This window comes from Nocardia sp. N2S4-5 (assembly GCF_044628355.1).
Classification (GTDB): Bacteria; Actinomycetota; Actinomycetes; order Mycobacteriales; family Mycobacteriaceae; genus Nocardia; species Nocardia wallacei_B.
This window is the reverse complement of the sequence record NZ_JBIUPM010000001.1, coordinates 6,016,824-6,041,926: the sequence shown is the minus strand read 5'-3', so window position 1 is coordinate 6,041,926 and position 25,103 is coordinate 6,016,824. Positions and strand designations below refer to the sequence as shown.

The 25,103-nt window shown below is 69.8% G+C and carries 24 protein-coding genes and 1 pseudogene; 12 read left to right on the top strand and 13 right to left on the bottom strand.

The features are described 5' to 3' along the window. Positions 1-25 precede the first annotated feature (25 nt). From ACFMRZ_RS27800 to ACFMRZ_RS27785, 4 genes are all read left to right on the top strand, one after another. Entirely contained in the window at positions 26-790 is a 765-nt protein-coding gene (locus tag ACFMRZ_RS27800; RefSeq protein ID WP_400181336.1) for a DNA-formamidopyrimidine glycosylase family protein, read from the top strand. A gap of 111 nt (positions 791-901) precedes the next feature. Next, on the top strand, positions 902-1,078 hold the full coding sequence (locus ACFMRZ_RS27795; protein ID WP_280271376.1) for a hypothetical protein: 177 nt from the start codon (positions 902-904) through the stop codon (positions 1,076-1,078). 80 nt (positions 1,079-1,158) lie between these two features. Beyond that, positions 1,159-2,523 (top strand): hydroxysqualene dehydroxylase HpnE, encoded by a 1,365-nt coding sequence (gene hpnE, locus ACFMRZ_RS27790; RefSeq protein WP_400181335.1) that lies wholly within the window; start codon positions 1,159-1,161, stop codon positions 2,521-2,523. Positions 2,524-2,552: 29 nt separating this feature from the next. Next, entirely contained in the window at positions 2,553-3,128 is a 576-nt protein-coding gene (locus ACFMRZ_RS27785; RefSeq protein ID WP_400182988.1) for a TetR/AcrR family transcriptional regulator, read from the top strand. An 8-nt stretch (positions 3,129-3,136) separates the two neighbouring features. Here the strand turns inward: ACFMRZ_RS27785 and ACFMRZ_RS27780 are convergent, their stop codons facing one another. The 5 genes from ACFMRZ_RS27780 to ACFMRZ_RS27760 form a co-directional block, all read right to left on the bottom strand. Then, positions 3,137-4,888 carry a glycerol-3-phosphate dehydrogenase/oxidase gene (locus tag ACFMRZ_RS27780; RefSeq protein WP_400181334.1) on the bottom strand — a complete coding sequence of 584 codons (1,752 nt, stop codon included), beginning with the start codon at positions 4,886-4,888 and terminating at the stop codon, positions 3,137-3,139. Positions 4,889-5,509: 621 nt separating this feature from the next. Next, on the bottom strand, positions 5,510-6,688 hold the full coding sequence (locus ACFMRZ_RS27775; RefSeq protein WP_400181333.1) for a PLP-dependent aminotransferase family protein: 1,179 nt from the start codon (positions 6,686-6,688) through the stop codon (positions 5,510-5,512). Positions 6,689-6,775: 87 nt separating this feature from the next. Continuing rightward, positions 6,776-8,047 (bottom strand): hypothetical protein, encoded by a 1,272-nt coding sequence (locus tag ACFMRZ_RS27770; RefSeq protein WP_400181332.1) that lies wholly within the window; start codon positions 8,045-8,047, stop codon positions 6,776-6,778. A gap of 73 nt (positions 8,048-8,120) precedes the next feature. Continuing rightward, positions 8,121-9,263, bottom strand: coding sequence for a hypothetical protein (locus ACFMRZ_RS27765; protein ID WP_400181331.1), 1,143 nt, complete (start codon positions 9,261-9,263; stop codon positions 8,121-8,123). A 317-nt stretch (positions 9,264-9,580) separates the two neighbouring features. Continuing rightward, the gene (locus tag ACFMRZ_RS27760; RefSeq protein WP_400181330.1) at positions 9,581-10,984 is read right to left on the bottom strand and encodes an NAD(P)H-quinone dehydrogenase; all 1,404 of its coding nucleotides are present in this window, start codon (positions 10,982-10,984) and stop codon (positions 9,581-9,583) included. 241 nt (positions 10,985-11,225) lie between these two features. Between ACFMRZ_RS27760 and ACFMRZ_RS27755 the strand changes: the two genes are divergently transcribed. Then, on the top strand, positions 11,226-11,705 hold the full coding sequence (locus ACFMRZ_RS27755; protein WP_280271370.1) for a gamma-glutamylcyclotransferase: 480 nt from the start codon (positions 11,226-11,228) through the stop codon (positions 11,703-11,705). 22 nt (positions 11,706-11,727) lie between these two features. Here ACFMRZ_RS27755 and ACFMRZ_RS27750 read toward each other — a convergent pair whose 3' ends face one another. From ACFMRZ_RS27750 to ACFMRZ_RS27735, 4 genes are all read right to left on the bottom strand, one after another. After that, positions 11,728-12,858, bottom strand: coding sequence for a M20 family metallopeptidase (locus tag ACFMRZ_RS27750; protein WP_280363881.1), 1,131 nt, complete (start codon positions 12,856-12,858; stop codon positions 11,728-11,730). A 143-nt stretch (positions 12,859-13,001) separates the two neighbouring features. After that, positions 13,002-14,177: a M20 family metallopeptidase gene (locus ACFMRZ_RS27745; RefSeq protein ID WP_400182987.1), complete on the bottom strand. Its 1,176-nt coding sequence runs from the start codon at positions 14,175-14,177 to the stop codon at positions 13,002-13,004. Between the two features lie 192 nt (positions 14,178-14,369). Next, the gene (locus tag ACFMRZ_RS27740; RefSeq protein ID WP_400181329.1) at positions 14,370-15,074 is read right to left on the bottom strand and encodes an enoyl-CoA hydratase-related protein; all 705 of its coding nucleotides are present in this window, start codon (positions 15,072-15,074) and stop codon (positions 14,370-14,372) included. Positions 15,075-15,089: 15 nt separating this feature from the next. Continuing rightward, positions 15,090-16,004, bottom strand: a complete 915-nt coding sequence (locus ACFMRZ_RS27735; RefSeq protein WP_280271391.1) for a ribonuclease Z — start codon at positions 16,002-16,004, stop codon at positions 15,090-15,092. Positions 16,005-16,107: 103 nt separating this feature from the next. Between ACFMRZ_RS27735 and ACFMRZ_RS27730 the strand changes: the two are divergent. Together ACFMRZ_RS27730 and ACFMRZ_RS27725 are read left to right on the top strand one after the other, a co-directional pair. Next, positions 16,108-16,886: pseudogene (locus ACFMRZ_RS27730) on the top strand (purine-nucleoside phosphorylase). Between the two features lie 51 nt (positions 16,887-16,937). Continuing rightward, entirely contained in the window at positions 16,938-18,515 is a 1,578-nt protein-coding gene (locus ACFMRZ_RS27725; RefSeq protein ID WP_400181328.1) for a phospho-sugar mutase, read from the top strand. 13 nt (positions 18,516-18,528) lie between these two features. Here the strand turns inward: ACFMRZ_RS27725 and upp are convergent, their stop codons facing one another. Next, positions 18,529-19,152: a uracil phosphoribosyltransferase gene (gene upp / locus ACFMRZ_RS27720; RefSeq protein ID WP_400181327.1), complete on the bottom strand. Its 624-nt coding sequence runs from the start codon at positions 19,150-19,152 to the stop codon at positions 18,529-18,531. A 144-nt stretch (positions 19,153-19,296) separates the two neighbouring features. Between upp and ACFMRZ_RS27715 the strand changes: the two genes are divergently transcribed. Genes ACFMRZ_RS27715 through ACFMRZ_RS27695 form a run of 5 tightly spaced genes read left to right on the top strand, consistent with a single transcriptional unit; the run spans position 19,297 to position 22,763 of the window. Then, the gene (locus ACFMRZ_RS27715) at positions 19,297-19,617 is read left to right on the top strand and encodes a hypothetical protein (protein ID WP_400181326.1); all 321 of its coding nucleotides are present in this window, start codon (positions 19,297-19,299) and stop codon (positions 19,615-19,617) included. Positions 19,618-19,622: 5 nt separating this feature from the next. After that, complete coding sequence (locus ACFMRZ_RS27710) at positions 19,623-20,756, top strand: NlpC/P60 family protein (RefSeq protein ID WP_400182986.1); 1,134 nt, start codon at positions 19,623-19,625, stop codon at positions 20,754-20,756. Beyond that, a complete protein-coding gene (locus tag ACFMRZ_RS27705; protein ID WP_280363860.1) occupies positions 20,753-21,106 on the top strand; it encodes a hypothetical protein in 354 nt (117 codons plus the stop codon). The genes ACFMRZ_RS27710 and ACFMRZ_RS27705 overlap by 4 nt, the downstream gene beginning before the upstream one ends. Before the next feature lie 13 nt (positions 21,107-21,119). Then, the gene (locus ACFMRZ_RS27700; protein ID WP_280363863.1) at positions 21,120-21,467 is read left to right on the top strand and encodes a YbaB/EbfC family nucleoid-associated protein; all 348 of its coding nucleotides are present in this window, start codon (positions 21,120-21,122) and stop codon (positions 21,465-21,467) included. A gap of 33 nt (positions 21,468-21,500) precedes the next feature. Then, positions 21,501-22,763 (top strand): primosomal protein, encoded by a 1,263-nt coding sequence (locus tag ACFMRZ_RS27695; protein ID WP_400181325.1) that lies wholly within the window; start codon positions 21,501-21,503, stop codon positions 22,761-22,763. Between the two features lie 6 nt (positions 22,764-22,769). Here the strand turns inward: ACFMRZ_RS27695 and ACFMRZ_RS27690 are convergent, their stop codons facing one another. The 3 genes from ACFMRZ_RS27690 to ACFMRZ_RS27680 form a co-directional block, all read right to left on the bottom strand. Further along, complete coding sequence (locus tag ACFMRZ_RS27690; RefSeq protein WP_280274685.1) at positions 22,770-23,861, bottom strand: adenosine deaminase; 1,092 nt, start codon at positions 23,859-23,861, stop codon at positions 22,770-22,772. Positions 23,862-23,992: 131 nt separating this feature from the next. After that, the gene (locus ACFMRZ_RS27685; RefSeq protein ID WP_280274684.1) at positions 23,993-24,493 is read right to left on the bottom strand and encodes a DMT family transporter; all 501 of its coding nucleotides are present in this window, start codon (positions 24,491-24,493) and stop codon (positions 23,993-23,995) included. After that, positions 24,490-25,014 (bottom strand): DMT family transporter, encoded by a 525-nt coding sequence (locus ACFMRZ_RS27680; protein WP_280274683.1) that lies wholly within the window; start codon positions 25,012-25,014, stop codon positions 24,490-24,492. The genes ACFMRZ_RS27685 and ACFMRZ_RS27680 overlap by 4 nt, the downstream gene beginning before the upstream one ends. Positions 25,015-25,103: the final 89 nt, after the last annotated feature.

Here is a 25,103-nt window from a genome sequence, read left to right as displayed (position 1 = left end):
TTCATCGCTCGACAGCGAGGCTCGGATGCCCGAGGGTGACACCGTCTATCTCGCCGCGGCCCGCCTGCGACAGGCGCTTGCTGGAAAGATGCTGACTCGCAGCGATTTCCGCGTCCCGCGCTATGCGACGCTCGATCTGCGCGGCCAGCGGGTCGAGGAGGTCGGCAGCTACGGCAAGCATCTGTTCGTCCGGACGCCGACCGTCAGCATCCACACCCACCTGAAGATGGAAGGCGTGTGGCGCGTGTACCGGCCCGGGCAGCGCTGGACCAAACCGGGTTTCACGGCACGGCTGGTGCTGGCCACCGACGACGCGGAAGCCGTCGGCTTCTCGCTCGGCCTGGTCGAGGTGCTCGCTCGCGCCGACGAGCACACCGCCGTCGACCACCTCGGCCCGGACCTGCTGGGACCGAATTGGGATGCGGGCGAGGCGGTTCGGCGGCTGGCCCGGCACCCGGACCAGCCGATCGGCCTCGCCCTGCTCGACCAGCGCAATCTCGCCGGAATCGGCAATATCTACCGCAGCGAAGTCTGCTTCCTACGCCGCGTCCACCCGGCCACCCCGGTCGCCGCCGTCGACGACCTCCCCGGTCTGGTCGCCGAGGCCCACCGCGTGCTCACCCAGGCCGCCCAGCACCCGCCCTGGCGCGCGGTGGCCTATGGGCGGCAACAGCAACCGTGCCGGCGATGTGGCGCCGGCATGGTCGTCCACCTGCTCGGCGACGACACCGCCACCCGCTCCGAACGCGGTATCTACTTCTGCCCGCGCTGCCAGCCCGCGCCCGGCTAGCCCCCGCCGTATCGCCGGACCGGATACTTTTGCCACTCGATTGCTAACATTTCAACGACCAGGTCCGACACTCTCTGCGACCGATCGAACCCGGATCCAGGAGAGAGGCGGATGGCAGCGACCATGGCCCGGCGCCGCATCGCCGGCATCGCCACCCAACTGCTCGTCGCCACGATCGCGACGGTGGTGACCGTCCTGTTCTCCTGCCTGCTCTGCCAGCATCATTCGCACAGTGGGGTGTCACGGCCGACCGGCCGGCCACCCGCCACCGTCACCTCGCCGCACTGACCGCGATCACCGCGAATCCCTTGACCCCGCACCGCGTCCCGCTTAACTTACATTCTGTTAGTTGAGTGAGGAGGCCCGCCATGGGCGAGGACCCGCGTCGATACGTGGTCATCGGGGGCGGCCTGGCCGGGCTCGCCGCCGCCGTGTGGCTGGCCGAGGCCGGCAAACAGGTCACCCTGCTGGAGCGCCGCGGTCGGCTGGGTGGTCGCACGCAGGCCATGCGCGCCGAGCAGGTGGACGACACCCCGGACAACGGCCAGCACGTCATCGCCAGCGGCTACGTCCATCTGTTCCGCTATCTCGAGACCATCGGCACCCTCCGATTCGTCGCCTTTCCGCGGCGAGCGACGCTGCGCTGGCCGGACGGCCGCAAGGCGAGTCTGGTCACCACCGGCGCGGGCGCGATCAAAACACTGTTCGGCGCGCATCCGAGCGCGAGCCTGCCGGACCGGCTCCGGGCGGCGCGCGCCACCCTGCGGCTGGGGTGGCAATGCCTGCACCAGCCCGCCGACCTGGCCGACCTCACCACCGAGCAGTGGTTCCAGCGCGTCGGCATGCCCGCCACCGCCCGCGAGGCCCTCTGGGACTGGCTGGCGCTGGGCATCGCGGCCGAACCCGTGCAGCGGGAATCGGCGAAGGTCTTCGCCGATGTGCTGGCGACCGGACTGCGCCTCGGTCTCGCCAACCGGATTCCCGTGACCATCGGCTACCCGACCGTCGACCTGGACACGCTCTACATCACCGGCGCGCTCGAGCTGTTCGAGCGACGCGGCGTGGACGTGCGCTACCGCGCAGTGGCGCGCCGGATCCACCTCGGCGACGGCAAGGTCACCGGGGTGTCGCTGGCCGACGGCACGGTCGTCGCGGCCGACGCGGTGGTCTGCGCGGTTCCCAACTCGACTATCGGCGGACTGCTCGACGAGCTGCCCGAACATGCCGAAATCTACGCCGCCGCGGACAAACTGGGCTGCACGCCGATCGTCAGCACCAATCTCTACCTGGACCGCGCGCTGGGCACCGAGGCCGAGTTCGAGGCACTCATCGGCGGCACCGGGGTCATAGACGAGGTATTCGACCGGCAACGCATGCACGACCGCGACACCACCGCCGCGTGGCTGTACTGCCTGACCACCAGCGGGGCCTACGAGCAGATCCACAAGAGCAACGACGAGATCGTCGCCGAGCAGATGGCGTTGCTGCGTCGCTACTACCCCGCCGCCGCGGCGGCGAAAGTCGTTGCGGCCCAGGTGGTGAAGATGCCCAAGGCCACCTTCTCGCAGGTACTGGGCACGCACGGGCTGCGGCCGCCGCAGCGGACCTCGGTGCCGTCGCTGGTACTGGCGGGCGACTGGACCGCCACCGACTGGTCGGCCACGATGGAGAGCGCGGTGCAGAGCGCGGCGAGGGCCGTGGACCTGCTGCTCGAGTTACCGTCGGGAACGTGAGCGCCGATCGCCCCGCCGTCAGACGTCGCATGTCGGCCGCGGACCGGCGCGCGCAATTGCTGGATGTGACACGCGATATCGTCGCCGCGGCGGGATTCACCGCGGTCAGCATCGATCGGGTGGCGCGCGCCGCGGACGTCACCAGAGCCGTGGTCTACCAACAGTTCACCGATCTACCCGGATTGGTCACGGCGCTGCTGGAACGGGAGCGGTCCATCGCACTCGCCGGTGTCGGCAGCGTCGACAGGCCCACCACCGCGGACGACGTGGACACTCTCGGCCGCGGCATACTCGCGTATCTGCATGCGGCGCCGACGAGTTGGCGCATCATCCTGCGTCCGCCCGACGGCGCGCCGCCCGAGTTGCGCGAGCACATCGAACTCGGCCGCGCCTACGCCCGCCGGGTCGGCGCCCGCCACCTGTCCCGATTCACCGGCACGAGCGTCGACCCCGACGGCCCCACCGAACGAATCCTGTTGGCCGCCATCGAGGAACTGGCCCGGCTCCACCTCGAGCGCCCCGCGGACTATCCGGACGAGCTGGTCCTGCGCTACCTGCGCACCCTGGTCTCCTGGGCGGCCGACGTCGAATCGGCAGACCGCTGACCGCACGCTCACCGTTCGGTCGGCACCGGTTCCAGAATTTCCGGGCGAGGTTCCGGCGCCGCCGCGCGCAGGGCGTCCGCCGACTCGTCGTCCGGCTGGGTCTGGGATTGGATCTCGGATCGGACTCGGGCGCTGTAGGTCTCGACTTCTCGCGTGATGTCGGCGTCGGACCAGCCCAGTACCGGCGCGACCAGTCGCGCCACCTCCTCGGCGCAGTCCGCGCCGCGGTGGGCGTACTCGATGGAGATGCGGGTGCGGCGGGCCAGAATGTCGTCGAGGTGCAGGGCGCCCTCGGCGGCGGCCGCGTACACCGCCTCCACCCGCAGGTAGGTGGGCGCATCCGTAATCGGTTGCAGCAGTTCGGGTTTGCCCGCGGCCAGGTCGAGGACGTGGGTGACCAGCGAACCGTAGCGGTTGAGCAGGTGCTCGACCCGATACGGGTGGACACCGTAAGTCTCGGCGAGGTGCGGCGTCTGGTTGAGCAGGGCGAAGTAGCCGTCGGCACCCAGCAGCGGCACCTTGTCGGTGATGCTGGGCGAGACCCGCTGTGGAATGTCTTGCGCCGCAGCATCTACCGCGTCGTAGGCCATCACGCGGTAGGTGGTGTACTTGCCGCCCGCGATGGCGACCAGGCCCGGCGCCAGCCGTGCGACGGCATGCTCACGCGACAGCTTCGACGTCTCGTCGCTCTCCCCCGCCAGCAACGGCCGCAGCCCGGCGTACACGCCCTGGATGTCGTCGTGGGTGAGCGGCGTGACCAGCACCTCGTTCACCCGGTCCAGCAGATAGTCGATGTCGGCCTTGGTGGCCGCGGGGTGCGCGAGATCGAGATTCCAGTCGGTGTCGGTGGTACCGACGATCCAGTGGTTGCTGCCCCACGGGATGACGAACAGCACCGAGGTCGGGGTGCGCAGAATCAGCGCGGCGTCACTGGCGATGCGGTCGCGCGGAACGACGGTGTGCACACCTTTGGAGGCGCGCACGTGGAACCGGCCGCGCTGATGCGACAGCGCCTGGATCTCGTCGGTCCACACACCGGTCGCGTTGACGACCACATGACCGCGCACCTCGGTGGTGCGGCCGTCCTCACTGTCGCGCACCTCGACGCCCACCACCCGGTCGGCCTCTCGCAGGAAGCCGACCACCTGCGTGGATGTGCGGATCACGGCGCCGTAGTGGGCCGCGGTGCGCGCCACCGTCATGGTGTGCCGCGCGTCGTCGACCACGGTGTCGTAGTAGGTGACCCCGCCGATGAGCGCGTCGCGGCGCAGGCCGGGCGCCAGCCGCAGCGCACCCGACCGGGTGACATGATGCTGTCCCGGAACGGATTTCGCGCCGCCCATGGTGTCGTAGAGCAGCAGCCCCGAGGCCACGTACGGCCGCTCCCACACCCGATGGGTGAGCGGATAGAGAAAGCGCAGCGGCTTGACCAGATGCGGCGCAAGGGTTTTCAGGCTCAACTCGCGCTCGTGCAGCGCCTCCCGCACCAGCCCGAACTCGAGCTGCTCCAGATACCGCAGCCCGCCGTGAAACATCTTCGACGACCGGCTCGAGGTCCCCGACGCCAGATCCCGCGCCTCCACCAGCGCGACCTCCAGCCCGCGAGTGGCCGCGTCCAGCGCGATTCCCGCGCCGACCACTCCCCCACCGATCACCACCACGTCGAAATGCTCGTCGCCGAGCCGCTCCCACGCATCGGCCCGCTGCGCGGGTCCGAGATCGCCGGCGGCTTGCCCCTGCGGTTGCGCCTTCTTCGTCATAGCCCGCCTCCTCCAGAACGCCCGTGGTCGCGGGTTGCGGATCGACCCGCCGTTGGTGAAAGCTCTCGTCGGCTGCTCGCGTCCAGGCTATGGGAACACCGAGACTTCCCGGCCGGGGTGGCGCTCGTGTCGCGCGTCCGTCCTCGGCCTACCCACGAGTAACCGAGGCCCACGGTAGCCCACCCGTCGCTCCGCGGCGATGTGAAACACACCGCACAAGGAGCGCAGCCCGCACCGATGGCACACAGCGACCACCGACGCGGTAAGCACCACAGTGACCCACGGGCAAACGAGTATGGCCTCCGACCGGCTACCGGACGGAGGCCATACTCGTGGCTCGGCTGTGCCGCTACGACTTGCAGTCCTTCGACACGCCCGGCTGGCACTTCGGCGGCGGCGGCGTATTGGTGCAATCCGTCGACACACCCGGCTGACAAGGCCCGGCCGTGGCCACGCCCGGCGCGATGAGTGCGGCGGCGGTCGTAATCAGAACTCCCGCAACGATTTTCGAAATCATGGAAACTGCCTCCCGTTAGGTTCGCTCGAAGGTTACGGGGGTGACCGACCCCGGAGCAAGGATGAGGCTGTCCGCTCCGGACGCAAACATACTGCGGCAGTTGGCTATTCGTCGACGGCCGAGGCCAGACGTTCGACGGCGGCACGCAGCGTGGGCGCGTCGAACGTGGTGAAGCACAGGCGCATCGAGCTTCGGTAGCCGGCGGTGACGGCGAAGGCCGACCCCGGCACGTATGCCATACCGCGGTCGACGGCGCGCGACAGCAGCGCAGCCGTGTCGACGCCGTCGGTGAAGTCGGCCCACACGAACATCCCGCCGGTCGCGTCGGTGCTCACGATCCGCTCACCGAACCGGTCGCGCAGCGCGCCGACCAGCGCTTCCGCCCGCTCGCCGTAACAACGTCGCACCTTGTCCACGTGACCGCTCAGCCAGGCTTCGTCGGCGAGCAGTTCGGTGGTGATCTGCTGGGTCAGCGCGGAACCGCAGAGGTCGGCGCCCTGCTTCAGCAGTTCCACACCGCGGCACACCGCGTCCGGCGCCACCATCCACCCCGTCCGCAGGGTCGGCGCCAAAATCTTCGACGCGCTCGACAGCCGAATCACATTGGGCGAGTAGGACGCCACCGGCGCGGGCGACGGCTCATCGAACCACAGCTCACCGTACGGATCGTCCTCGATCACCCAGAACCCGTGCCGTTCGGCGAGCGTCGCCAGCTCCCGGCGCCGGGTCGGGCTCATGGTGACGCCCCCGGGATTGTGGAAGTTGCTCACCGTGTGCACTACGGCAGGCCGCTCGCCACGCTCGAGCAACTCGGCCAACGCGTCGATCCGCATACCCTGGGAATCCAGCGGGATGCCGACCACGCGCGCGCCCGCGGCACGGAACACCTGTAGCGCGCCGACATACGCCGGATCCTCGACTACCACCAACGCCCCCGGATCCAGCAGCACCTCGCCCAGCAGTGACAGCGCCTGCTGCGACCCGTGGGTGACGAAAACCTCCTCGACCGGCACCGGACGACCTATCCGCGCCGTTTCCCGGGCGGCCAGTACCTCACGCAACGGCCCCCAGCCCGCCGATTCGGTGTATTGCAGCCGAGTGCGATCCGCCAGCGCCGACTCGGCGGCCAGCGCGATCCGGTCCCGCGGCATCAGCTCGGCGTCGGGCAGCCCGCCGGCGAGCCCGATGACATCGGCGCGTGCGGTCAGCTTCAGCAGGTCACGAATCGCCGAACTCCGCAGACCGTCCAGCCGGTGAGCCAGTGGTGGGGTGAGCGGCGACATGGGGCGACCTCCAGGGACTACGCGATACCCCACTGTCACACACGACAACCCAGATTCTGAAATCAGATTCTCACATAATGAGATGTCTCACCAGATGATCTGTCCCACCAGCGTCCGTCCGTCGACCACGACGGTCGTAATGACCTGCGCGTACAGGGCCGTAGCGCCATCCGGGCGATGCTCGGTGATCTCCACGTTGAACCGGTCGGGCTGCGCTGTCACGATCCGCAGGCAGTAGCTCGTGCCGCGCGGGATCTGTTCGTCGATGGCCTTCTGCAGGTCCGCGGCCGGTAGGAGGTTCACGTCGGGAGCCGCGAAACCGCGGGCCAGCGTGGCGTTGCGGTCGGTGTAGTACGCGTGCTGGAAGGCAAGGATCGCCCCGATACCGCTGGCGGTGTCGCCCGGTCCGTTGCCGGTCGTCACATTGCCGTCGGTCTTGGTCTGACAGTCGGCCGCCCCGGCCGCGGAGGGCGCCGGTCCGGCCGTCGGAGCGCTGTCCTGCCCGTTGTTCCGCGTGGCGAAGACGATCACGGCGGCGATCGCCACGATCACCACGAAGGCCGCGGCCAGGCCGCCGATCAGCACCCTCGTGTTGCGGCCGGACTTCTCCGGCTCGGCCTCGGGCTCGGTCCGGGGTGCGGCGAGCTTCTTGGCCAGATCGTCGTCGTCCCACAGGGAGGACGAGGATTCGCGCTGCGCGGTCGGACGCGCGGCAACCAGCTTCTTCGCCAAATCGTCGTCGTCCCAGAGGGATCCGGAGGATTCGCGGGGCGGCGTGGGCGGTCCCTGGCGCCACGATCCGCGGTCGTCGGACGCGTCGGCGGGCCGCGGTGGCTGACGCGGGACGACGCCACGCGAGCCGGCCAGCGGCGGGCGCGACAGATCGAGATTGGACGTGCGCCGCGGCTCGGCCTGCGCGGGCCGCGACAGGTCGGGGCCGGGTGACCGCTGCGGCTCCGCGGTGCGCGGGTCCGCCTGCGCGGGACGCGACAGATCGGGACCGAGTGACCGCCGCGGCTCGGCGGTGCGTGGATCCGCCTGCACGGGCCGCGACAAGTCCGGGCCCGCCGTGCTCGAATCCGGCGCGCGGTACTGCGGGGGCGGCGGCGGCACGGGCGGCGCGGCCGGTGCGTCGGCGGGCTGCCAGCCCAGAGTGGGACGCTCCGGCGAGTCCGCGGGCGCCCAGCCGACCGCCGGGGCCTCACCGGTCGGCGGACCGAAATCCTTCAGGGGTGGGCCGAAATCGCCTAGCGGCGGGCCGAATTCGGAGAGGGGCGGGCCGAATTCGGACTCGCCTCGACCCGGTGCACCCGGTCGTCCGGACTCTTCGCGTCCGGCATCGTCTTCGGAGGCCATCACCTACAGTCCCTTCCCCATGACACACTCGTGGGGCGGTCGCGAACGGCCGCCCCACGTGTCGATTCGGTCTGTGTCAGTTCTGGACCGACCCACTCCACTGCGTGGTCACGCCCACGACGTTCACGATTTGCGGCGCGAAGTCGCCCTCCGGAAGCCTACCAACCTGAGCGGCGGCGGCGATGGCCGCTTCGCCGCCCGGCTGCATCCGGATCCAGCCCTCGACCGCCGCCTTGGCGGCATTGGCCTGGGTGGTGTCGACGTAGGTCTCGTTGGTGACGTCGGCGAAACCGGTGGCCGACTTCAGGTCATCGATACCCGTGGTGTGGGTGTACGTGGTGACCTTGATCTTGTTGGCCTCGACGTACTCGAGCGAGACGCCGCCGTCGCCCGTGCCCGTCGGAGTCGAGTAGCCCACCGTGCCGACGTAGCCGTCGAGATTGCTGAAGTGGTGGGTGTTGGCCACGTAACCCGGGACCAGGCCGCCGCCGTCGATGTTCGCGCCGACCTCGGTGTGCGGGCCTGCCATCGGGACGACCGGCGCGGCCGGGGCCGCGTGCAGGCTGGGAGCGTTCCAGCGCGGCTGGGTCTCCTCCGCGGGGCCGTTGTCGGTGAGGGTGTCCAGATTGTTCTGGCCGTTGCCCTGATTGCCCTGGCCGCCTTGACCACCCTGACCCGGCTGCGCGGGGCGCGGCGCCACCTGGGGCTGATCCGGCTGCGGCTGCTGGGGCTTGAGCTGATCGGCCTGGGGGCCGTTGGGCTGGCCCGGCACCACCGCCGGCTGCACCTCGCCCTGGTTGTTCTGGCCCGGCACGGGCAGCGGCGCCACGCGCGGGGCGGTGACGCCCGGCTGCCGCGGCGCGGCCTGATCGCGCTGATCGGGCTTGGGGGCGTTGGGGTTCGGCGTGGTGACGCCCGGCTGCGGCGACGTGGTGCCCGGCTGCGGGGTGGTGACACCCGGCTGGTTCGGGGTCTGTCCCTGCGGCTCCGCGTCGCCCGGCTGCTGCTCGCCTTCCGGGGCCTGGACCTCGTTGGTACCCGGCTGCGACTCGTTGGCGCCCGGCTGCGCGGGGGTGGTAGGCACCGCCGGCTCGGCGGGGGCCGCGGTGGCCGGCCCGCCGGAGGCCGTCAGGATCGTCGCGACAGCGGCCGCGGCGGCCAATGGCAAGGACGTCTTGGCGACCGTGCGCGTCGGCCGACCCGGCTTACGATGTTTCACTGTCTCGCAATCCCTTTCCCAAGCCCGGTACCCCGTCAAGGGTCGACCGCGCTCCAGCTTTGTCCTCATCAATGCCCGGTCCGCTCGTCCCGGCCGCCAGGGGCCGTCCGCGGATCTCCGGTTCGGGAAAGATTCAATCCCCCCGCACACGAAATCAACCAACCGCCCACCAGTCACATCTCTGCGGGAAGTGAACCACACGAACAAGTTTCAGGCAACAGCTGCGACAGGCACTCACCGGTGCTGGGAACACGGTGGTCGTGACCTGGTCAGCAGCCGAATCGGCGGTCCGGGTCGGCCGGTACGTCGGCCGGTACTCAGCCGAGGTCGTCGTGCCGCATCAGCTGGCGGGCGGCCTCGGTGAGCGAACCGGACAGCGACGGGTACACCGAGAAGGTCTGAGCCAGGTCGTTGACCGTCAGATTGTTCTGCACCGCCATGGCGATCGGCAGGATCAGCTCGGAGGCGATCGGCGCCACGACGACGCCGCCGATCACCACGCCCGTCGCCGGACGGCAGAAGATCTTGACGAAGCCGCGGCGCAGGCCGGACATCTTGGCGCGCGGGTTGGTGTTCAGCGGCAGCATCACCGTGCGCGCGGGGGTGTCGCCGTTGTCGATCGCGGTCTGGCTGACGCCCACGGTCGCGATCTCCGGACGGGTGAACACGGCCGAGGCCACCGTCTTCAGCCGGATCGGCTGCACGCCCTCGCCCAGCGCGTGGTACATCGCGATCCGGCCCTGCATCGCGGCCACCGAGGCCAGCGGCAGCAGGCCGGTGCAGTCGCCGGCGGCGTAGATGCCCGGCACCGCGGTCCGCGACACGCGGTCGACCCGAAGGTAACCGCCCTTGTCGAGTTCGATGCCGATGCGTTCGAGGCCGAGATTCTGGGTGTTCGGGGTGGAGCCGACCGTCATGAGCGCGTGCGAGCCGGTCACCGTGCGGCCGTCGGACAGTTTCACCACGATGCCGTCGGCGGTCCGCTCGACCGCGTCGGCCCGCGCCTGCTTGAACAGTTCCACGCCGCGCTCGGCCAGCGCGTCCTCCAGCACGAGGGCCGCGTCGGCATCCTCGCTGGGCATGATGCGGTCGCGGCTGGACAGCACCTTCACCTTCACGCCCATCTCGGTGTACGCGGAGACGAATTCCGCACCGGTGACACCGGATCCGATGACCACCATGGTCTCGGGCAATTCTTTGAGGTCGTAGAGCTGCCGCCAGGTCAGGATGCGCTCACCGTCGGGCTCGGCGCCCGGCAGCACGCGCGGGCTGGCCCCCGTCGCGAGCAGCACGACGTCGGCCTCGAGCACCCGCTCCGCCCCATCGGCCAGCGTTGCCCGCACCAAATGGGTGGCCAGACCCGGAATCTGATCGATCAGCTGCCCGCGCCCGTTGAGAATCGTGACCCCCGCCGCCTGCAATTTGGACCGGATATCGGACGACTGCGCCTGCGCCAGCGTCTTGACCCGAGAGTTCACCTCGGACAACCGCACGTGCGCCTGCGCCGGATGCAGGGTGATCCCCAGATCGCGGGCCCGCCGCAGATCGGTACGCACCCCCGTCGACGCGATGAAGGTCTTCGACGGCACGCAGTCCCACAGCACACACGCACCACCGATGCCGTCGCTGTCGATCACCGTGACCGTCGCGCCGTGCTGAGCCGCCACCAACGCCGCCTCATAGCCGGCGGGACCGCCCCCGATGATTGCAATGCGGGTCATGTGCACCTCCGCTATCGACCTGACACCCGGGATCTCCGGAACCCCCTAAACGTTATCCGCCCTGCTCCTCACATGTTTACTTGCACCACCGGTGAGCCGACCACACCAACTCGTCCCCAACGCTCAGCCCTCGCGCAACCACAACGGTTTTCGGCGCGTCCCGGTTTTCGGGTGCCGCGGCGAAGCGACGAAGGAGTCGGCAGCGGCACCAGATAACCCCATCACCAGCTACGCTTGCCTCGTGCCGATATACGCCGCCTACGGGTCCAACATGGACCCCGAGCAGATGCTCAAGCGCTGTCCGCACTCCCCGGTGTACGGAACCGGTTGGCTGGAGGGTTGGCGCCTGACCTTCGCCGGCGACGACATCGGCTGGGAGGGCCCGCTCGCGACGGTGGTCGAGGAGCCGCGCTCGCGCGTGTTCGTCGTCCTGTACGACGTGTCCGCCGAGGACGAGCTGAGCCTGGACCGCTGGGAGGGTTCGGACTTCGGCATCCACAAGAAGATCCGGCTGCGCGTCACGCCGAGCCCCGGCACCGGTACCGAGCCCGTCCTGGCCTGGCTGTATGTGCTCGACGCCTACGAGGGCGGCCTGCCCTCCGCCAGGTACATCGGAGTGATCTCGGACGCGGCCGAAAAAGCCGGCGCCCCCGCCGAATACGTCCACGCCCTGCGCACCCGCAACAGCAAGAACGTGGGCCCGGGGACCTTCGGCCCCTGATCGGGCACCACGCCTCGGTGTCTCAGCGTGCTTGTAGGACCAGGTTGGTGAGGGTGCGGACGCCGACGGCGAGGGCTCGTTCGTCGATGTCGAAGGTGGGCTGGTGCAGGTCCAGTTGGGGACCCCGGCCGGACCAGACGCCGAGGCGGGCCATCGCGCCGGGGACCTCCTCGAGGTACCAGGAGAAGTCCTCACCGCCGCCGGACTGCGGAGTGTCGGCGAGGGCGTCGGGGCCGAGCGTGCGGATGGCGTCCTCGAACATCCGGGTGGCCTGTTCCTCGTTGACGACCGGCGGCACGCCGCGCTTGTAGTTCAGCTGGTACCGCACGCCCGTCGGGGCGAGCAGGCCGTCGACGATCTCGCGCACCATCGGTTCCAGCAGCGACCAGGTGGCGTGGTCGCCGGTGCGCACGGTGCCGGTGAGCATGCCGGTCTGCGGAATCGCGTTGGGCGCCTTGCCCGCCGACACGGCCCCCCACACCATCACGGTGCTGGTGCGCGGATCGATGCGGCGGCTGAGCAGGCCGGGCAGGCCCGTGATGACGGTACCGATCGCGTACACCAGGTCGCTGGTCAGATGAGGACGCGAGGTGTGCCCGCCGGGCGAGTCGAGCACCAGTTCCACGGTGTCGGCGGCGGAGGTGATGGCCCCGACGCGGACGCCGACCCGGCCCACCTCCAGCCGCGGATCGCAGTGCAGCGCGAACATCCGCGACACGTCCTCCATGGCGCCGGCGGCGACCATGTCGATGGCTCCGCCGGGCATGACCTCCTCGGCGTGCTGGAATACCAGCCGCACGCCGACCGGCAGTTCGGGCGCCTCGGCCAGCGACAGCGCCGTGCCGAGCAGGATGGCGGTGTGCGCGTCGTGCCCGCAGGCATGCGACACGCCCGGAGCGGCGGAGGCGAACGGCAGTCCGGTGTACTCCTGCAGCGGCAGCGCGTCCATGTCGGCGCGCAGGCCGAGGCGCGGGCCGTCGGGGCCGATGTCACAGATGAGGCCGGCTCCGGTGGGCAGCTTGCGCGGCTCGAGACCGGCCTTGACCAGCCATGTCTCGACGAATTCGGTCGTGGCGAACTCGGTGCGGGACAGCTCGGGGTTGGCGTGGATGTGCCGTCGCCACCCGATCAGGTCCTCCGCGTGTTCGCTCAGCCATGCGTCGACCGCCGCGCGGCCGCGCGCTACCCCGTTCGCCGCCGCGGCGCCGTTCGTCGATGCGCCGAGCCGTCCCGCGGGCGCGTCCGGACCGGTCACCCGCGCCGTACTCGGTGCGGTGTCCGACCCGCCGGTTGTACTCACCGAATGTCCTCCTGTCGCTGAATGCTGCGCTCCAACAACCTGTCTCTGTGAAATTGATCGCCCGCAATCGCGATTGCGGTACGCGCCAGCGCGGTGGCCCCGTCGGTCACCGCGAGATCCGCCGACGGCGTGATACACGCCGCGGCGAATTCCGGCTGATGTGTCACCGCGCCACCGGCCTCGATTCCGATAACCGGATGGATGCCGGGGATGACATTGGTGACGTTGCCCATGTCGGTGCTGCCCAGCGGACGCGCTGCCTCGAGGTCCGCCGCGAGCGGCACCCGGCCCATGCCGACGATCTGCTCGCGATAGGCAAACAGTAGTGCGGGGTCGGGAGTCAACTCGGTATATGTGGGCGCCAGCGTCCGGATTTCGTGGGTGCATCCGGTCGCCAGTGCTCCCGCCTCGAAGCAGGCCGATGCGCGTCGCATCAGATCGTCGAGGGATGCGGAGTCGACTGCCCGTAGGTAGTACAGCAGTTCCGCATGTCCGGGCACTATGTTGGGGGCAACGCCGCCCGTCTTGACTATACCGTGCAGTTGCTGCCCGGGGTTCAGATGTTGACGCAGCAAACCGAGGGCTACCTGGGCGACGGTCACCGCGTCACCGGCGTTCCGGCCCTGTTCGGGCGCGGCGCTCGCGTGCGCCGCACGCCCTTGGAAGGCGACCGAGACGTCCGCCAGCGCGAGTGAGCGCGCGCCGACGATGTCGCACGGTCCCGGATGGACCATCATCGCCAGCGCCGTGTCGTCGAACACGCCGCGCTCGAGCATCAAGACCTTGCCACCGCCGCTCTCCTCGGCCGGCGTGCCGAACACCTTCACGGTGATCCCGCACCGATCGGCCACCTCGGCCAGGCCCAGGGCCGCACCCACCGCCGCGGCGGCGATGATGTTGTGCCCACAGGCGTGCCCGATCTCGGGCAACGCGTCGTACTCCGCGCAGATTCCCACCACCAGTTCACCGCTGCCGTAGGTGGCGGTGAACGCGGTGTCCAGCCCGGCCGCGGGCGTCTCGATCGCGAAACCGCGCTCCCGCAGCGGAACGAGGGTCTTGGCGACGCTGCGCGTCTCGGCGAAGGCGAGTTCGGGCTCGGCGTGGATGTCGTGGGACAGCGCGATCAGCGCGTCCGACGCGGCGCCGATCGCGGTGTCGGCCGCCGCGACCAGCGCGGGATCCGGCGGCGTCGCGAAGTACGAAGCGCCTGTTCCGGAGTCGATCGATCCGACTGTTCGGTCCGACTCCGGGTCGGAGGGGTGGGCGCCGGCGCTACGTGGCATGGCACACAGTGTTGCACTGCGACCGCCTGACCGCCCGCCGGGTTATCCGGGAGCGAATATCGGACTCCGGCGGCGGAGTTCTCAGCCGGCGTCGAAGGCCAGGTTCTCCGGAGTGGTCGGGTTGGTCAGCCCGGCCAGCGCCCGGCCGTGCAGCGCGCGCTTGATCACCGGCAGATTCGGTTTGCGGTTACCGGCCAGGGCGGCGGCCCGGGTGACGGCCGCAGCCAGCACCTTGTCGGCGTCCGCCTGCTCGTCGACGATGCCGGCCGCGATCGCGTCGGCGGCGGCGTAGCGGCGACCCGTGGTCATCGCCTCCAGCGCTACCTGATTGGTGAGGCGCTCGGTGACCAGGGCGTTCATCGCGACGGTGAACGGCATGCCCAGATGCACCTCGGGCAGGCACCAGTAACCGCGATCGCCGCGCATCACCCGGAAGTCGTGCGAGGTGGCCAGCATCGCGCCGGCGCCGAAGGCGTGCCCGTTGATGGCGGCCACGGTCGGCATGGCGAAGGTCAGCAGGCGGCTGAACATCGAGTGCACGCGGTCCAGATACCAGTGCACGCGGTCGTAGTTGCCGAACAGCCAGTCGGTGTCGAGGCCGTTGCTGTAGAACTTGCCGGTGGCCACGGTGACCAGTGCGGCCGGACCCGCCGAGGATTCGACCCGGTCCAGCAGCCCGTGGAACTCGTCGATCCAGTCGGGGTGGAAGCGGTTCTCGCTGTCGGTCTGGCCCTCGTTGCCGAGGTAGAGGACGAATACATCCCCGTCGCGCTCCAAGTACGGCATAGCGGGAAGCATAAGTTACCGGCGAGTCGGGACCGGAACACGCATGAGATCTTCGGCCACCACCAACTCGCCGTGGAAGTACTTGCTCGCCTCGATGCGGTGACCGTCGAGGTCGGGATAGCGCTGCGAGAAGTGCGTGAGCACCAGTGTGCGCACGCCCGCCGCCTCGGCGACCTGGGCGGCCTCGGCGGCGGTCAGGTGGCCGAACTCGTGTGCCAGCGCGGCGTCGGCGTCGAGGAACGTGGATTCGATCACGAGCATGTCCGCGTCCTGCGCCAATTCCTCGACCCCCGAACACATCCGGGTGTCCATGACGAAGGCGAACCGCTGGCCGCGACGCGGCGTCGAGACTTCGTCGAGGGTCACGGTGCGGCCGTCGGGCAGGGTCAGGCTGCCCGCGCGTTGCAGGCGTCCGACATCGGGTCCGGCAATACCCGAGGCCGCCAGCCGATCCGGCAGCATCCGGCGGCCGTCGGGTTCGGTGAGGCGATACCCGAACGTCGCCACGCGGTGGGACAGCGACACGGCTTCGAGGTGAAAGGGCGCGTCCGGCAAGGGAATCGGGCCGTCCATCGCGATCGGGTGCGGCCGCAGGCCGGGGTCGCGGTGCCGCGGCACGATCTGGCTCAGCCGCTCGAAATAGTCGATGTCCTCCGCCGGAAAGCAGATGTCGACCGGATGGGTCACCCGGTCCAGGTTCAGCCTGGCGAGGACGCCCGGCAGGCCCAGGCAGTGGTCGCCGTGGAAGTGGGTGAGGCCGATCCGGGTGATGCTCGCCGCGGAGACGCCCGCGTACAGCATCTGACGCTGGGTGCCCTCACCCGGGTCGAACAGCAGGCCGTCCCCGTCCCACCGCAGGAAGTAGCCGTTGTGGTTGCGTTGACGGGTCGGCACCTGGCTGGCCGTCCCCAACACGACGAGTTCACGCACGGCCTCATACTGCCCTGCCCCGCCGACGGTCGCCGGATCGCGCCCGTACTGGGCGGTATTCCCCACGCGGCGGCCCGTATCCGACGCGACTATGGTGAGCCACATGCTTGCCGAACAGGCCGCCGAGGCGATTGCCGAACGTACGGGAGTAGCGCGTCACCGGGTCGCGGTGGTGCTGGGTTCGGGCTGGCAGGACGCGGCCGCCGAGATCGGCACGCCGACCGCCTCCGTGCCAATGAGCGACCTGCCGGGCTTCGGTGCGCCGACCGCGCAGGGCCACCGGAACACCGTGCATTCCGTGCTGGTGAACGACACGCCGACGCTGGTGCTGATGGGCCGCCAGCATCTGTACGAGGGCTACGAGCCCGCCGATGTGGTGCACGGGGTGCGCGCGGCCGTCGCGGCGGGCGCCGACACGATTCTGCTCACCAACGCCGCGGGGGAATCCGGCCCGGCCTGCGCGTGGGCGAGCCCGTGCTGATCGGCGACCACATCAATCTCACCGGGCGCACGCCGCTGGCCGGGGCGAGCTTCGTCGATATGGTCGACGCCTGGGATCCGGAGCTGCGCACGCTGGCGCGGGAGGTCGACCCGAGCCTCACCGAGGGCGTCTACGCGGGCCTGCACGGGCCGCAGTACGAGACGCCGGCGGAGATCCGGATGCTCGGCACCGCGGGCGCCGATCTGGTGGGTATGTCGACGGTGCTGGAGGCCATCGCGGGCCGCGCCGCCGGCGCCCGGTTGCTGGGTATCTCGCTGGTGACCAACCTGGCCGCCGGTGTCACGGGTGCGCATCTGTCGCACGCCGAGGTGCTGGCCGAGGGTCACGCCGCGGCGCCGCGGCTCGGCAAACTGCTGCGCGGCGTGCTGGAACGGCTGTAGTCCGTCGCCGAGCCCGCCCGAACCGACGACGCCGGAAGGACACTGCCGCTGATGCTCCGATTCGGAACTGCCGGACTGCGTGGCCCGCTGCGGGACGGCCCCGACGGCATGAATGCCGACACGGTCGCGCGCGCGTCGGCGGGAATCGCCGCGTGGTTGCGGGATCGCTGCCTGGGCGGCGGCCTGGTGATCGTGGGCCGCGACGCCCGGCACGGTTCGGCGGAATTCGCCACCGTCACGGCGGAAGTCTTTGCCGCGGCGGGCTTCTCGGTGCTCGCTCTCCCCCGGCCGGTGCCCACTCCGGTTGTCGCGTTCGCCGTGCGTGAGCTGAAAGCCGTTGCGGGAATACAGATCACGGCCTCGCACAATCCCGCCACCGACAACGGCTACAAGGTGTACCTGGACGGCGGCTCCCAACTGATCCCACCCGCGGACGCGGAGATCGAACGCGCCATAGCCGCTGTGCAGGAACCCATCCCCCGCGCCGACCCCGGCGCCTCCGCTCCCACGCCCACCGCGCTGTCCCTCTCCACCGGTGCGACGGCCGCGGACCTGGGCGAGGAGATCATCCAGCGGTACCTCGCCCGGGTAGCCTCCCTCCCCCCTCTCCTCGGCGGACCGGACACGGAAGCGGGCAGCGCCTCGGACACTGTGCGCCGCAGCGATATTCGTATCGCGCTCACCCCGATGCACGGGGTGGGTGGCGAGTCGGCCGTGACGGCGTTGCACGCGGCCGGGTTCACGGATGTGCATGTGGTGGTCGAGCAGTTCGCGCCGGATCCCGACTTCCCGACCGTCGCGTTTCCGAATCCGGAGGAGCCCGGCGCGGCGGATCTGGTGCTGGCGCTGGCGGAGAAGGTCGGTGCGGAACTGGCGATCGCGCTGGATCCGGATGCGGACCGGTGCGCGATCGGGGTGCCCGGACCGGACGGCTGGCGAATGCTGCGCGGCGACCAGACCGGTGTGCTGCTCGCCGATTACGTGCTGCGGTCCGCGCCGCGAGATGCCTTGGTGGCCACCACCATCGTGTCGTCGCGGCTGCTGAGCAAGCTGGCCGCGGCGCGCGGCGCCCGCTACGCCGAAACCCTCACCGGCTTCAAATGGCTGGCCCGCGCGGGCGACGGCCTGGTCTACGCCTACGAGGAGGCGATCGGCCACTGCGTGGACCCCGCGACGGTCCGCGACAAGGACGGCATCTCGGCGGCGGTCGCGGCGGCGGACCTGCTGACCCGGCTGCGCGCGGCCGGGCGCACCCTGCCCGAGGTCCTCGACGACTACGCGCTCGAATTCGGCCTGCACGCCGGTGCGCAGGTGGCGTTGCGCCTGGCGGACCAGGAGGCGGCCGCCGAGGTGGTCGCGCGACTGCGGGACACCCCGCCGGACACCCTCGCCGGAGCGCCGGTGACCTGCACCGATCTCCTGCGGGCACGGGGCCGGATGCGCACGGACGCACTGATTTTCGAGGGCGAGTCGCAGCGCGTCGTCATCCGCCCCTCGGGCACCGAACCGAAACTCAAGTGCTATCTCGAAGTGGTGCAGCCGGTTTCTGCCCGAGCGGACCTGCCCGCCGCGAAGGACGCCGCGGCACAACGCCTGTCACAACTACGCGAGTTCTGCGAAGCGCTCTGACCGCGAGGACCGTTCAGCGCGGCCCGAATTGGCGGTCCCCCGCATCGCCGAGTCCCGGCACGATGTAGGCGTCGGCATTGAGCCCGTCGTCCACCGCGGCCGTCACCAGCCGCACCGGCAGGCCGGAATCCTCCAGCGCCGCAATGCCTTCGGGCGCGGCGACCACGCAGACCGCGGTGATGTCGGTAGCGTTGCGGGCCGCCAGCAGTTCGAGGGTGTGCCGCATGGAACCGCCCGTGGCCAGCATCGGGTCCAGCACGAACACCGGATACCCGGACAGGTCCTCCGGCAGCGATTCCATGTAGGGCACCGGCTGATGCGTCCGCTCGTCCCGCGCGACACCGACGAAGCCGACCCGGGATTCGGGAATCAGCGCACTGGCCGCGTCGACCATTCCCAGCCCGGCCCGCAGCACCGGCACCAGCAGCGGCGGCTGCGCCAACCGGGCGCCCACGGTCGCCGCGACGGGGGTGACGACCTCGAATCCGGCCAGCGGAGCGTCCCGAAGTGCCTCGTAGATCAGGAAACCCGTCAGATCGCGCAACGCCGCCCGGAACCCCGCATTGGACGTACGGGCGTCGCGCATGGTCGTCAGCAGAGTGGCGGCGAGCGGATGATCCACGATGTGCGTACGCATGAGGGAACGATAAGGTCTGTACGGGTTCGGGGCCCGCACCCGCGGTGGATTTCCGGTCCGGTGACGGAACCGTTGCCGCGGTGCCTGCGTCCAAGTACTCGGATGCCGTAATCTGCCACCAGACCAGCACGATGGGGGATGTTGATGCACAAGATCTCGGTCGACACCGAGGGCGTCGCGGCCTACGGTGCGACAGCCGGGGGCCTGTCCAGCGAGATGGCCGCCGCCGCGGTCAGCGCGGCCGGCGCCGATCCGCTACTGCTCGGGCCCATCTTCGGACTGATCGGCGGGGATTTCGTCACCGCCTACGCCGCCGCGCACGCCGGTCACGTGGCCGGCATCGGGCAGCTGTCGGCGGTGCTGGGCAGCATGGGTGTCGCCGCGGCCGGCGCCTCGGGCGCCTACGCCGAGACGGATCTGGGCCACGCCGCCACGCTGCGAGCCACCGAGGGAGAGCTGCCGTGACGGGCGTGATCAACCTCGATGCCCTGGCCCAGCCGATCATCGAACTGCTCACCAGCTTCGGCCACGGCGTCCTGCCGGGCGGCGGCCCGGCCGACTCGCTGCGGCAGACGTCCACCACCCTGGACGGAATTCATCAGGCCGGCAGCGCCGGTATCAACCAGATGACCAACGCGTGGCACGGCCAAGGCGGCGATGCCGCGATGGACAAGGCGCTGAAGATACAGACCTCGGCGGCCTCCATCTCCGATCGCGGCCTGGACATGGCAGACGTGGTCACCCAGGCCGCGGCAACGGTCCAGACCGGGCAGAAGGAACTCGACGGAATCCTCCAATCCTTCGTGCAGTCGGTGACCGCGCTCGGCCCCGCCGTGACCACACCGCCCGGCCTGGCGACAGTGGTGGGTTCGGCCATCGATCACCTCGGCCAGGCCCTGAACGTGGTGACCCGCACCCGTTCCGAACTCGACACGCACACCGCCTCGATGACGGAGCTGACCCCGCCGCCGTCCACGCCGTCCACCGCGGGCACCCCCGTGGCCGCCGCGGCCGCCGCCGCCCCGGTCGCCGCCAGTGGCCTGCAGCAGGCCGGTTCGGTGCTGGGCACGGTGGCCTCCACCGGCGGATCGATGATGAGCGGGCTGATGGGCACGCCCACCTCCGCGGCGAGCATGTCGTCGCCGTCGCGCGGCGGCACGGTGCAGCCGAATGCCCAGTCCGGCACGGGCGAACGCGGCCGCCACGGTGGCGTGATGGTCACCCTGCCCGACGGCAGCCAGGTCGAGGCGCCCAACGAGAAGGCGGCGAAGGCGGTCACCTCGGCGCTCAGCGCCCAGGGCACGCCGTACGTCTGGGGCGGCAACACCCCCGGCGCGGGCCTGGACTGCAGCGGCCTCACCAAGTGGGCCTACGGCGAGGCGGGCGTGGATCTCCCGCGGCTGGCCGCCGACCAGAGCGCGGGCGCCACCCCCGTGAGCCCCGGCGATCTCATGCCCGGCGACCTGGCCATCTGGGACGGCCATGTCGCCATGGTCATCGGCAACGGACAGCTCGTGGAGGCCGGTGATCCCGTCCAGACCGGCCCGATTCGAACGGAGAACAGCGGAATGGCGTTCCACGGCTTCTACAGGCCCACCTCATGACCTCGCAGCAACCACAACCGCAGATCCCGAGCGTCACGGTCGCCGCCAGCACCAACCGCGCCGGCACCATCAGCGTCCGGGCCACCGACCAGGGCATGCCGGTGGAGATCAAGTTCGAGCGCAGCGAATACCGTTACGGCGCAAAGGCATTGGCCGCGGAGATCCTGCGCTTGACCAAGCGGTCGGCCGTCGTCGCCAAGGCGCGGCGGCGCGAATTGCTGGCCGAGTCGGGCATGCCCGAGGAGATCTTGGACAAGCTCGGCCTGCCCACCCGCGGGCAGGCCGTCGACGAGCTCGACCGCATGGACGACGCGGATACGGGACCCACGAGCTGGATGAGGCCGGTGTGAGGGAGGCGCGAGGATGAGTGCCGAGATGGATGCCCTGGTCGCACGGGCGACCGACAAGCTGGAGGCGCTGGAGGCCGCGCTCTACGGCCTGCAGCACGTGCGCGGCCGCTATACGTCCGAGGACGACTCGGTGACGGTCGAGGTGGATTCCAGCGGCGCGCTGGTCGCGCTGGAGCTGGCCGAGACGGTGACGTCGCTGCCCCCGGCCGAGGTCGGTCAGTTGATCATCTGGGCGTGCCAGCAGGCCGCGCAGGACGCGGGCACGCAGCGGTCCGAGGTGGTCGGCAAGCTGAACGCCGCGTTCGTCCCACCGGAACCGGGATCCCCGCAATCGGGAAACGTTGGGGGGCGGGCCGAATAGTGCCGCGGCCGTCGACTGGATAGGCTTCCGTTCATGGCTTCTGGAGACATCGTCCCGATCGAGCTCGGCCTGACCGACGGCGACCTCGTCACACTGTGGGCACCGCGCTGGCGAGACGGTGACGACGAGTGGGAGGCATTCCTCGGGCACGAGGACGCGCTGTACGGCTTCGAGTCGGTGGCGGAACTAGCCGCCTTCATCCGCACCAACGACGACAACGATCTGGTCGACCATCCGTCGTGGAAGGTGGTGGCGGGGCTCTCGGCCGCCGAGCTGGAGCCCGAGGAGCAGTACGTCTTCGACCTGATCGGCGTCCCCGAGCTGGCGGCGGGCGACCCGGACCCGGAGACCCTGGCGGAGCTGGAGGAAACCCTCGACATGGTCCGCACCCTCGGTGAGGTGTGCGAACTCGAGGTGGTCACGAAGTTCTTCGGCTCGCATCCGGTGCTCGGCGCGCTGCCCGCGGGCTCGAGCGCGTTCGTCGGCCGCGAGGGCGAGGAGCTGTGGGACCAGATCGGCGCGGCCATCGCCAAGGACTGGGACGCCGTCGTCGACGCCATCGACTCGGCCGTGCAGACCCCGGATGTCGACGCCGAGGCGGTCGCCGTCGCCGAGGCGGAACTGCTTGCGGCAGAAGAGAATGTCGTGGACGCGGAGGACGCCGCCGAGACCGACGACGAGGAGGACTTCGAAGAGGTCGACCTCGCCGCCGAGGACGACGACGAAGCCGAGGAGGAAGAGGAAGAGGAGACCTTCTGGCACGAGGTCGGCATCGACCCGGTCAAGATCGTCACCTCCGCCGACACCCTGTACACCCTGCGCTGTTACCTCGACGACGAGCCGGTGTTCCTGGGCTCCGAAGGCGTCATCACGGTCTTCACCTCCGAGCGCGCCCTGGCCCGCTACCTGGCCGACGACCACGACCACGACCTGTCCCGGGTGAGCACCTACGGCGAGGTGCAGACCGCGGCCACCGACGGATCGCTCGAGATCGAGGTGAGCGACGAGAACGTCTACGTACTGCCGGGCCTGGCCGACGACCTCGCCGAGGGCCCCAAGGTGGTCGACATCGACCAACTCGACCTGGCGGTCGAATTGTTCACCGACGCAGCGGATTACGCCAACGACGACAGCGTGGAGCAGGCGCTCGCCAAGTCGACCCCGCTCGGCTGGTACGTGTCGTATCTGCTGGAGCCGGACCCGAGCCGGATGGCCCCGAGCCCGCCGTTCACGGCCGAGGCCGAGCAGTGGCGGGCCCTGGAGCAGGCCTTCGAGACCCGGTTGCAGAAGGGCTGATTCGGCTCAGCCGATCAGCACGGCATAGCCAGGTTTGATCACCTCGTCGATGATGCGGAGCCGATCCGGGAACGGGATGAAGGCCGATTTCATCGCATTGATGGTGAAGCGTTCCAGGTCGCTCCAGCCGTAGTCGAAGGTCTCGACCAGCTTGAGCATCTCCCGGCTCATGTCGGTGTCGCTCATCAGGCGGTTGTCCGTGTTCACCGTGACCCGGAAACGCAAGCGGGCCAGCAGGTCGAACGGGTGCTTCTCCAGCGAGGGCACCGCACCGGTCTGCACATTGGACGACGGACACAGCTCGAGCGGAATTCGCATGTCCCGCACGTAGTTCGCGACCTGTCCGAGGCGCGGCTCGGTATCGGAGTCGACGATGTCGTCGGTGATCCGGACGCCGTGGCCGAGGCGGTCGCAGCCGCAGAACGCCACCGCTTCGTGGATGGACGGCAGCCCGAACGCCTCCCCGGCATGGATGGTGACGTGGGCGCAGTTGGCGCGCATGTACTCGAAGGCGTCCAGGTGCCGGCTGGGCGGGTAGCCCGCCTCGGCTCCCGCGATGTCGAAACCGCCCACCCCGCGGTCGCGGAAGCGCACGGCCAGTTCGGCGATCTCCAGCGAGCGGGCGGCGTGCCGCATGGCGGTGAGCAGGCAGGTCATCCGGATGGGGGTGCCCGCCTCGGCGGCCAGGGCAGACCCTTCCTCGAATCCGGCCAGGGTGTGCTCGACCACCTCGTCCAGCGAGAGTCCGCGCTCGAGGTGCTGCTCGGGCGCGAACCGCACCTCGGCGTAGACGACGCCGTCGGCGGCCAGGTCGAGGGCGCATTCGCGCGCCACTCGCCGCAGCCCCTCGGGGGTCTGCATCACCGCGACGGTGTGGGCGAAGGTCTCCAGATAGCGCTCGAGCGATCCGCTGTCGGCGGCGTCGCGGAACCACTGGCCCAGGGCCTCGGCGTCGTGTGCCGGAAGCTGGTCGTAACCGCAGTCGGTAGCCAGCTCGAGGACGGTGTGCGGACGCAGCCCGCCGTCGAGGTGATCGTGCAGCACGGCCTTCGGGGCCTGGCGGATCGAGGCAAGGGTCAAAGGCATCGGTCCAGTCATGTACCGACGCTATCCGCATCCGTCCCGTTCCGCAGCGGAGTCGGCGCGTGTCCACTCACCGGCTGGCATGTCGTAGCCGGAATGTCGCCCGCGTGTCGCCGGGATAACGCTTCGGCCCGTTCCCGTCGAGTTCAGTACTTGGCCATCAGATAGGAACCCGCGATGAGCAATACGCATCCGGCCAGGCGCTGGACGGTGAGCCGACGACGCGGGAAACCCATGACGCCGTAGTGGTCCATCGCCGTCGCCAGCAGCATCTGACCGGCGATGATCAGTGCGTTGAAGGTGCTCACGCCCACACTCGAGGCGACGGTAATCATCGCGAAAATCGCTGCGCCACCGGTCAATCCACCGAACGGGGCCCATCGGGGCATGGCCTTCAGGTCCGCCCGCGACGGCCAATGCCGATGCCGCGAGAGCGCCAGCGTGACGGCGAAGATGATCCCGACGCCGGTGAGCGCCACCGCGTAGGAGATCACTCCGCACAGAAAGACGTTGTGCAGGGCCAGTTTCAGCGAGTTCTGACACCCGGCCTCCACCGATCGCAGCGCACCGCCCGCGAGCATGAAGACGAAGATGAGAATCATGACGCGGCGCGGCAGGGACGTCCGCGCGGTAGTGGTGGTTGTCATCGGACGACCTCTCCCGCGAGGACGGCGGGCCGCCGTTCGGGCTGTGACTCGCCGGAGTCGCTGGCCATGAGATAGACCGCGGCGGTGATGAGCACGGCGGCCAGCAGCCGGGGCGGCGTCAGCTCTCGCACCTCGAAGCCCATCAGACCCAGGTCGTCCATGACCAGCGCGACCAGCATCTCACTCACGATCACGACGGCGTTGAAGGTGGCGACCCCGACGTACTTGGCGACGGTGATCATGCCGACCACCGCGACACCGCCGATCAACCCGCCGAACGGCGCCCACCACGGCATCTGCCGCAGGTCCTCCGACGACGGCCACGCCGACCCCGAGACCACCACCGATACCGCCAGGAAGATCGAGAATCCGATCAGCGCGACGGCATAGGACACCACGGCGCACAGCCAGAGGTTCTTCAGATGGATCTTCTGCGTGTTCTGGCAACCGACCTCGACGGAACGCAATCCGCCCGCGGCCAGGATGAACAGGAAGACCAGCCCAAGAGCGACAGCACTCACGAGCACACGTCCTTCGATCGATGGTCGGTGACGCGCTTAATGTACCGTTATATAACGGCACGTTAAATAGGTATCGAGGTAATCCCTGG

What these genes read in the sequence shown, in the direction of transcription:
- ACFMRZ_RS27800 (WP_400181336.1), top strand. Translation starts at nt 26, where the DNA reads ATGCCCGAGGGTGACACCGTCTATCTCGCCGCGGCCCGCCTGCGACAG.
- ACFMRZ_RS27775 (WP_400181333.1), bottom strand. Translation starts at nt 6,688, where the DNA reads ATGTCGCCGCTCACCCCACCACTGGCTCACCGGCTGGACGGTCTGCGG.
- ACFMRZ_RS27695 (WP_400181325.1), top strand. Translation starts at nt 21,501, where the DNA reads ATGGCTTCTGGAGACATCGTCCCGATCGAGCTCGGCCTGACCGACGGC.
- ACFMRZ_RS27705 (WP_280363860.1), top strand. Translation starts at nt 20,753, where the DNA reads ATGACCTCGCAGCAACCACAACCGCAGATCCCGAGCGTCACGGTCGCC.
- hpnE (WP_400181335.1), top strand. Translation starts at nt 1,159, where the DNA reads ATGGGCGAGGACCCGCGTCGATACGTGGTCATCGGGGGCGGCCTGGCC.
- upp (WP_400181327.1), bottom strand. Translation starts at nt 19,152, where the DNA reads ATGCGTACGCACATCGTGGATCATCCGCTCGCCGCCACTCTGCTGACG.
- ACFMRZ_RS27780 (WP_400181334.1), bottom strand. Translation starts at nt 4,888, where the DNA reads ATGACGAAGAAGGCGCAACCGCAGGGGCAAGCCGCCGGCGATCTCGGA.
- ACFMRZ_RS27715 (WP_400181326.1), top strand. Translation starts at nt 19,297, where the DNA reads ATGCACAAGATCTCGGTCGACACCGAGGGCGTCGCGGCCTACGGTGCG.
- ACFMRZ_RS27685 (WP_280274684.1), bottom strand. Translation starts at nt 24,493, where the DNA reads ATGACAACCACCACTACCGCGCGGACGTCCCTGCCGCGCCGCGTCATG.
- ACFMRZ_RS27700 (WP_280363863.1), top strand. Translation starts at nt 21,120, where the DNA reads ATGAGTGCCGAGATGGATGCCCTGGTCGCACGGGCGACCGACAAGCTG.
- ACFMRZ_RS27725 (WP_400181328.1), top strand. Translation starts at nt 16,938, where the DNA reads ATGCTCCGATTCGGAACTGCCGGACTGCGTGGCCCGCTGCGGGACGGC.
- ACFMRZ_RS27795 (WP_280271376.1), top strand. Translation starts at nt 902, where the DNA reads ATGGCAGCGACCATGGCCCGGCGCCGCATCGCCGGCATCGCCACCCAA.
- ACFMRZ_RS27785 (WP_400182988.1), top strand. Translation starts at nt 2,553, where the DNA reads ATGTCGGCCGCGGACCGGCGCGCGCAATTGCTGGATGTGACACGCGAT.
- ACFMRZ_RS27760 (WP_400181330.1), bottom strand. Translation starts at nt 10,984, where the DNA reads ATGACCCGCATTGCAATCATCGGGGGCGGTCCCGCCGGCTATGAGGCG.
- ACFMRZ_RS27690 (WP_280274685.1), bottom strand. Translation starts at nt 23,861, where the DNA reads ATGACTGGACCGATGCCTTTGACCCTTGCCTCGATCCGCCAGGCCCCG.
- ACFMRZ_RS27740 (WP_400181329.1), bottom strand. Translation starts at nt 15,074, where the DNA reads ATGCCGTACTTGGAGCGCGACGGGGATGTATTCGTCCTCTACCTCGGC.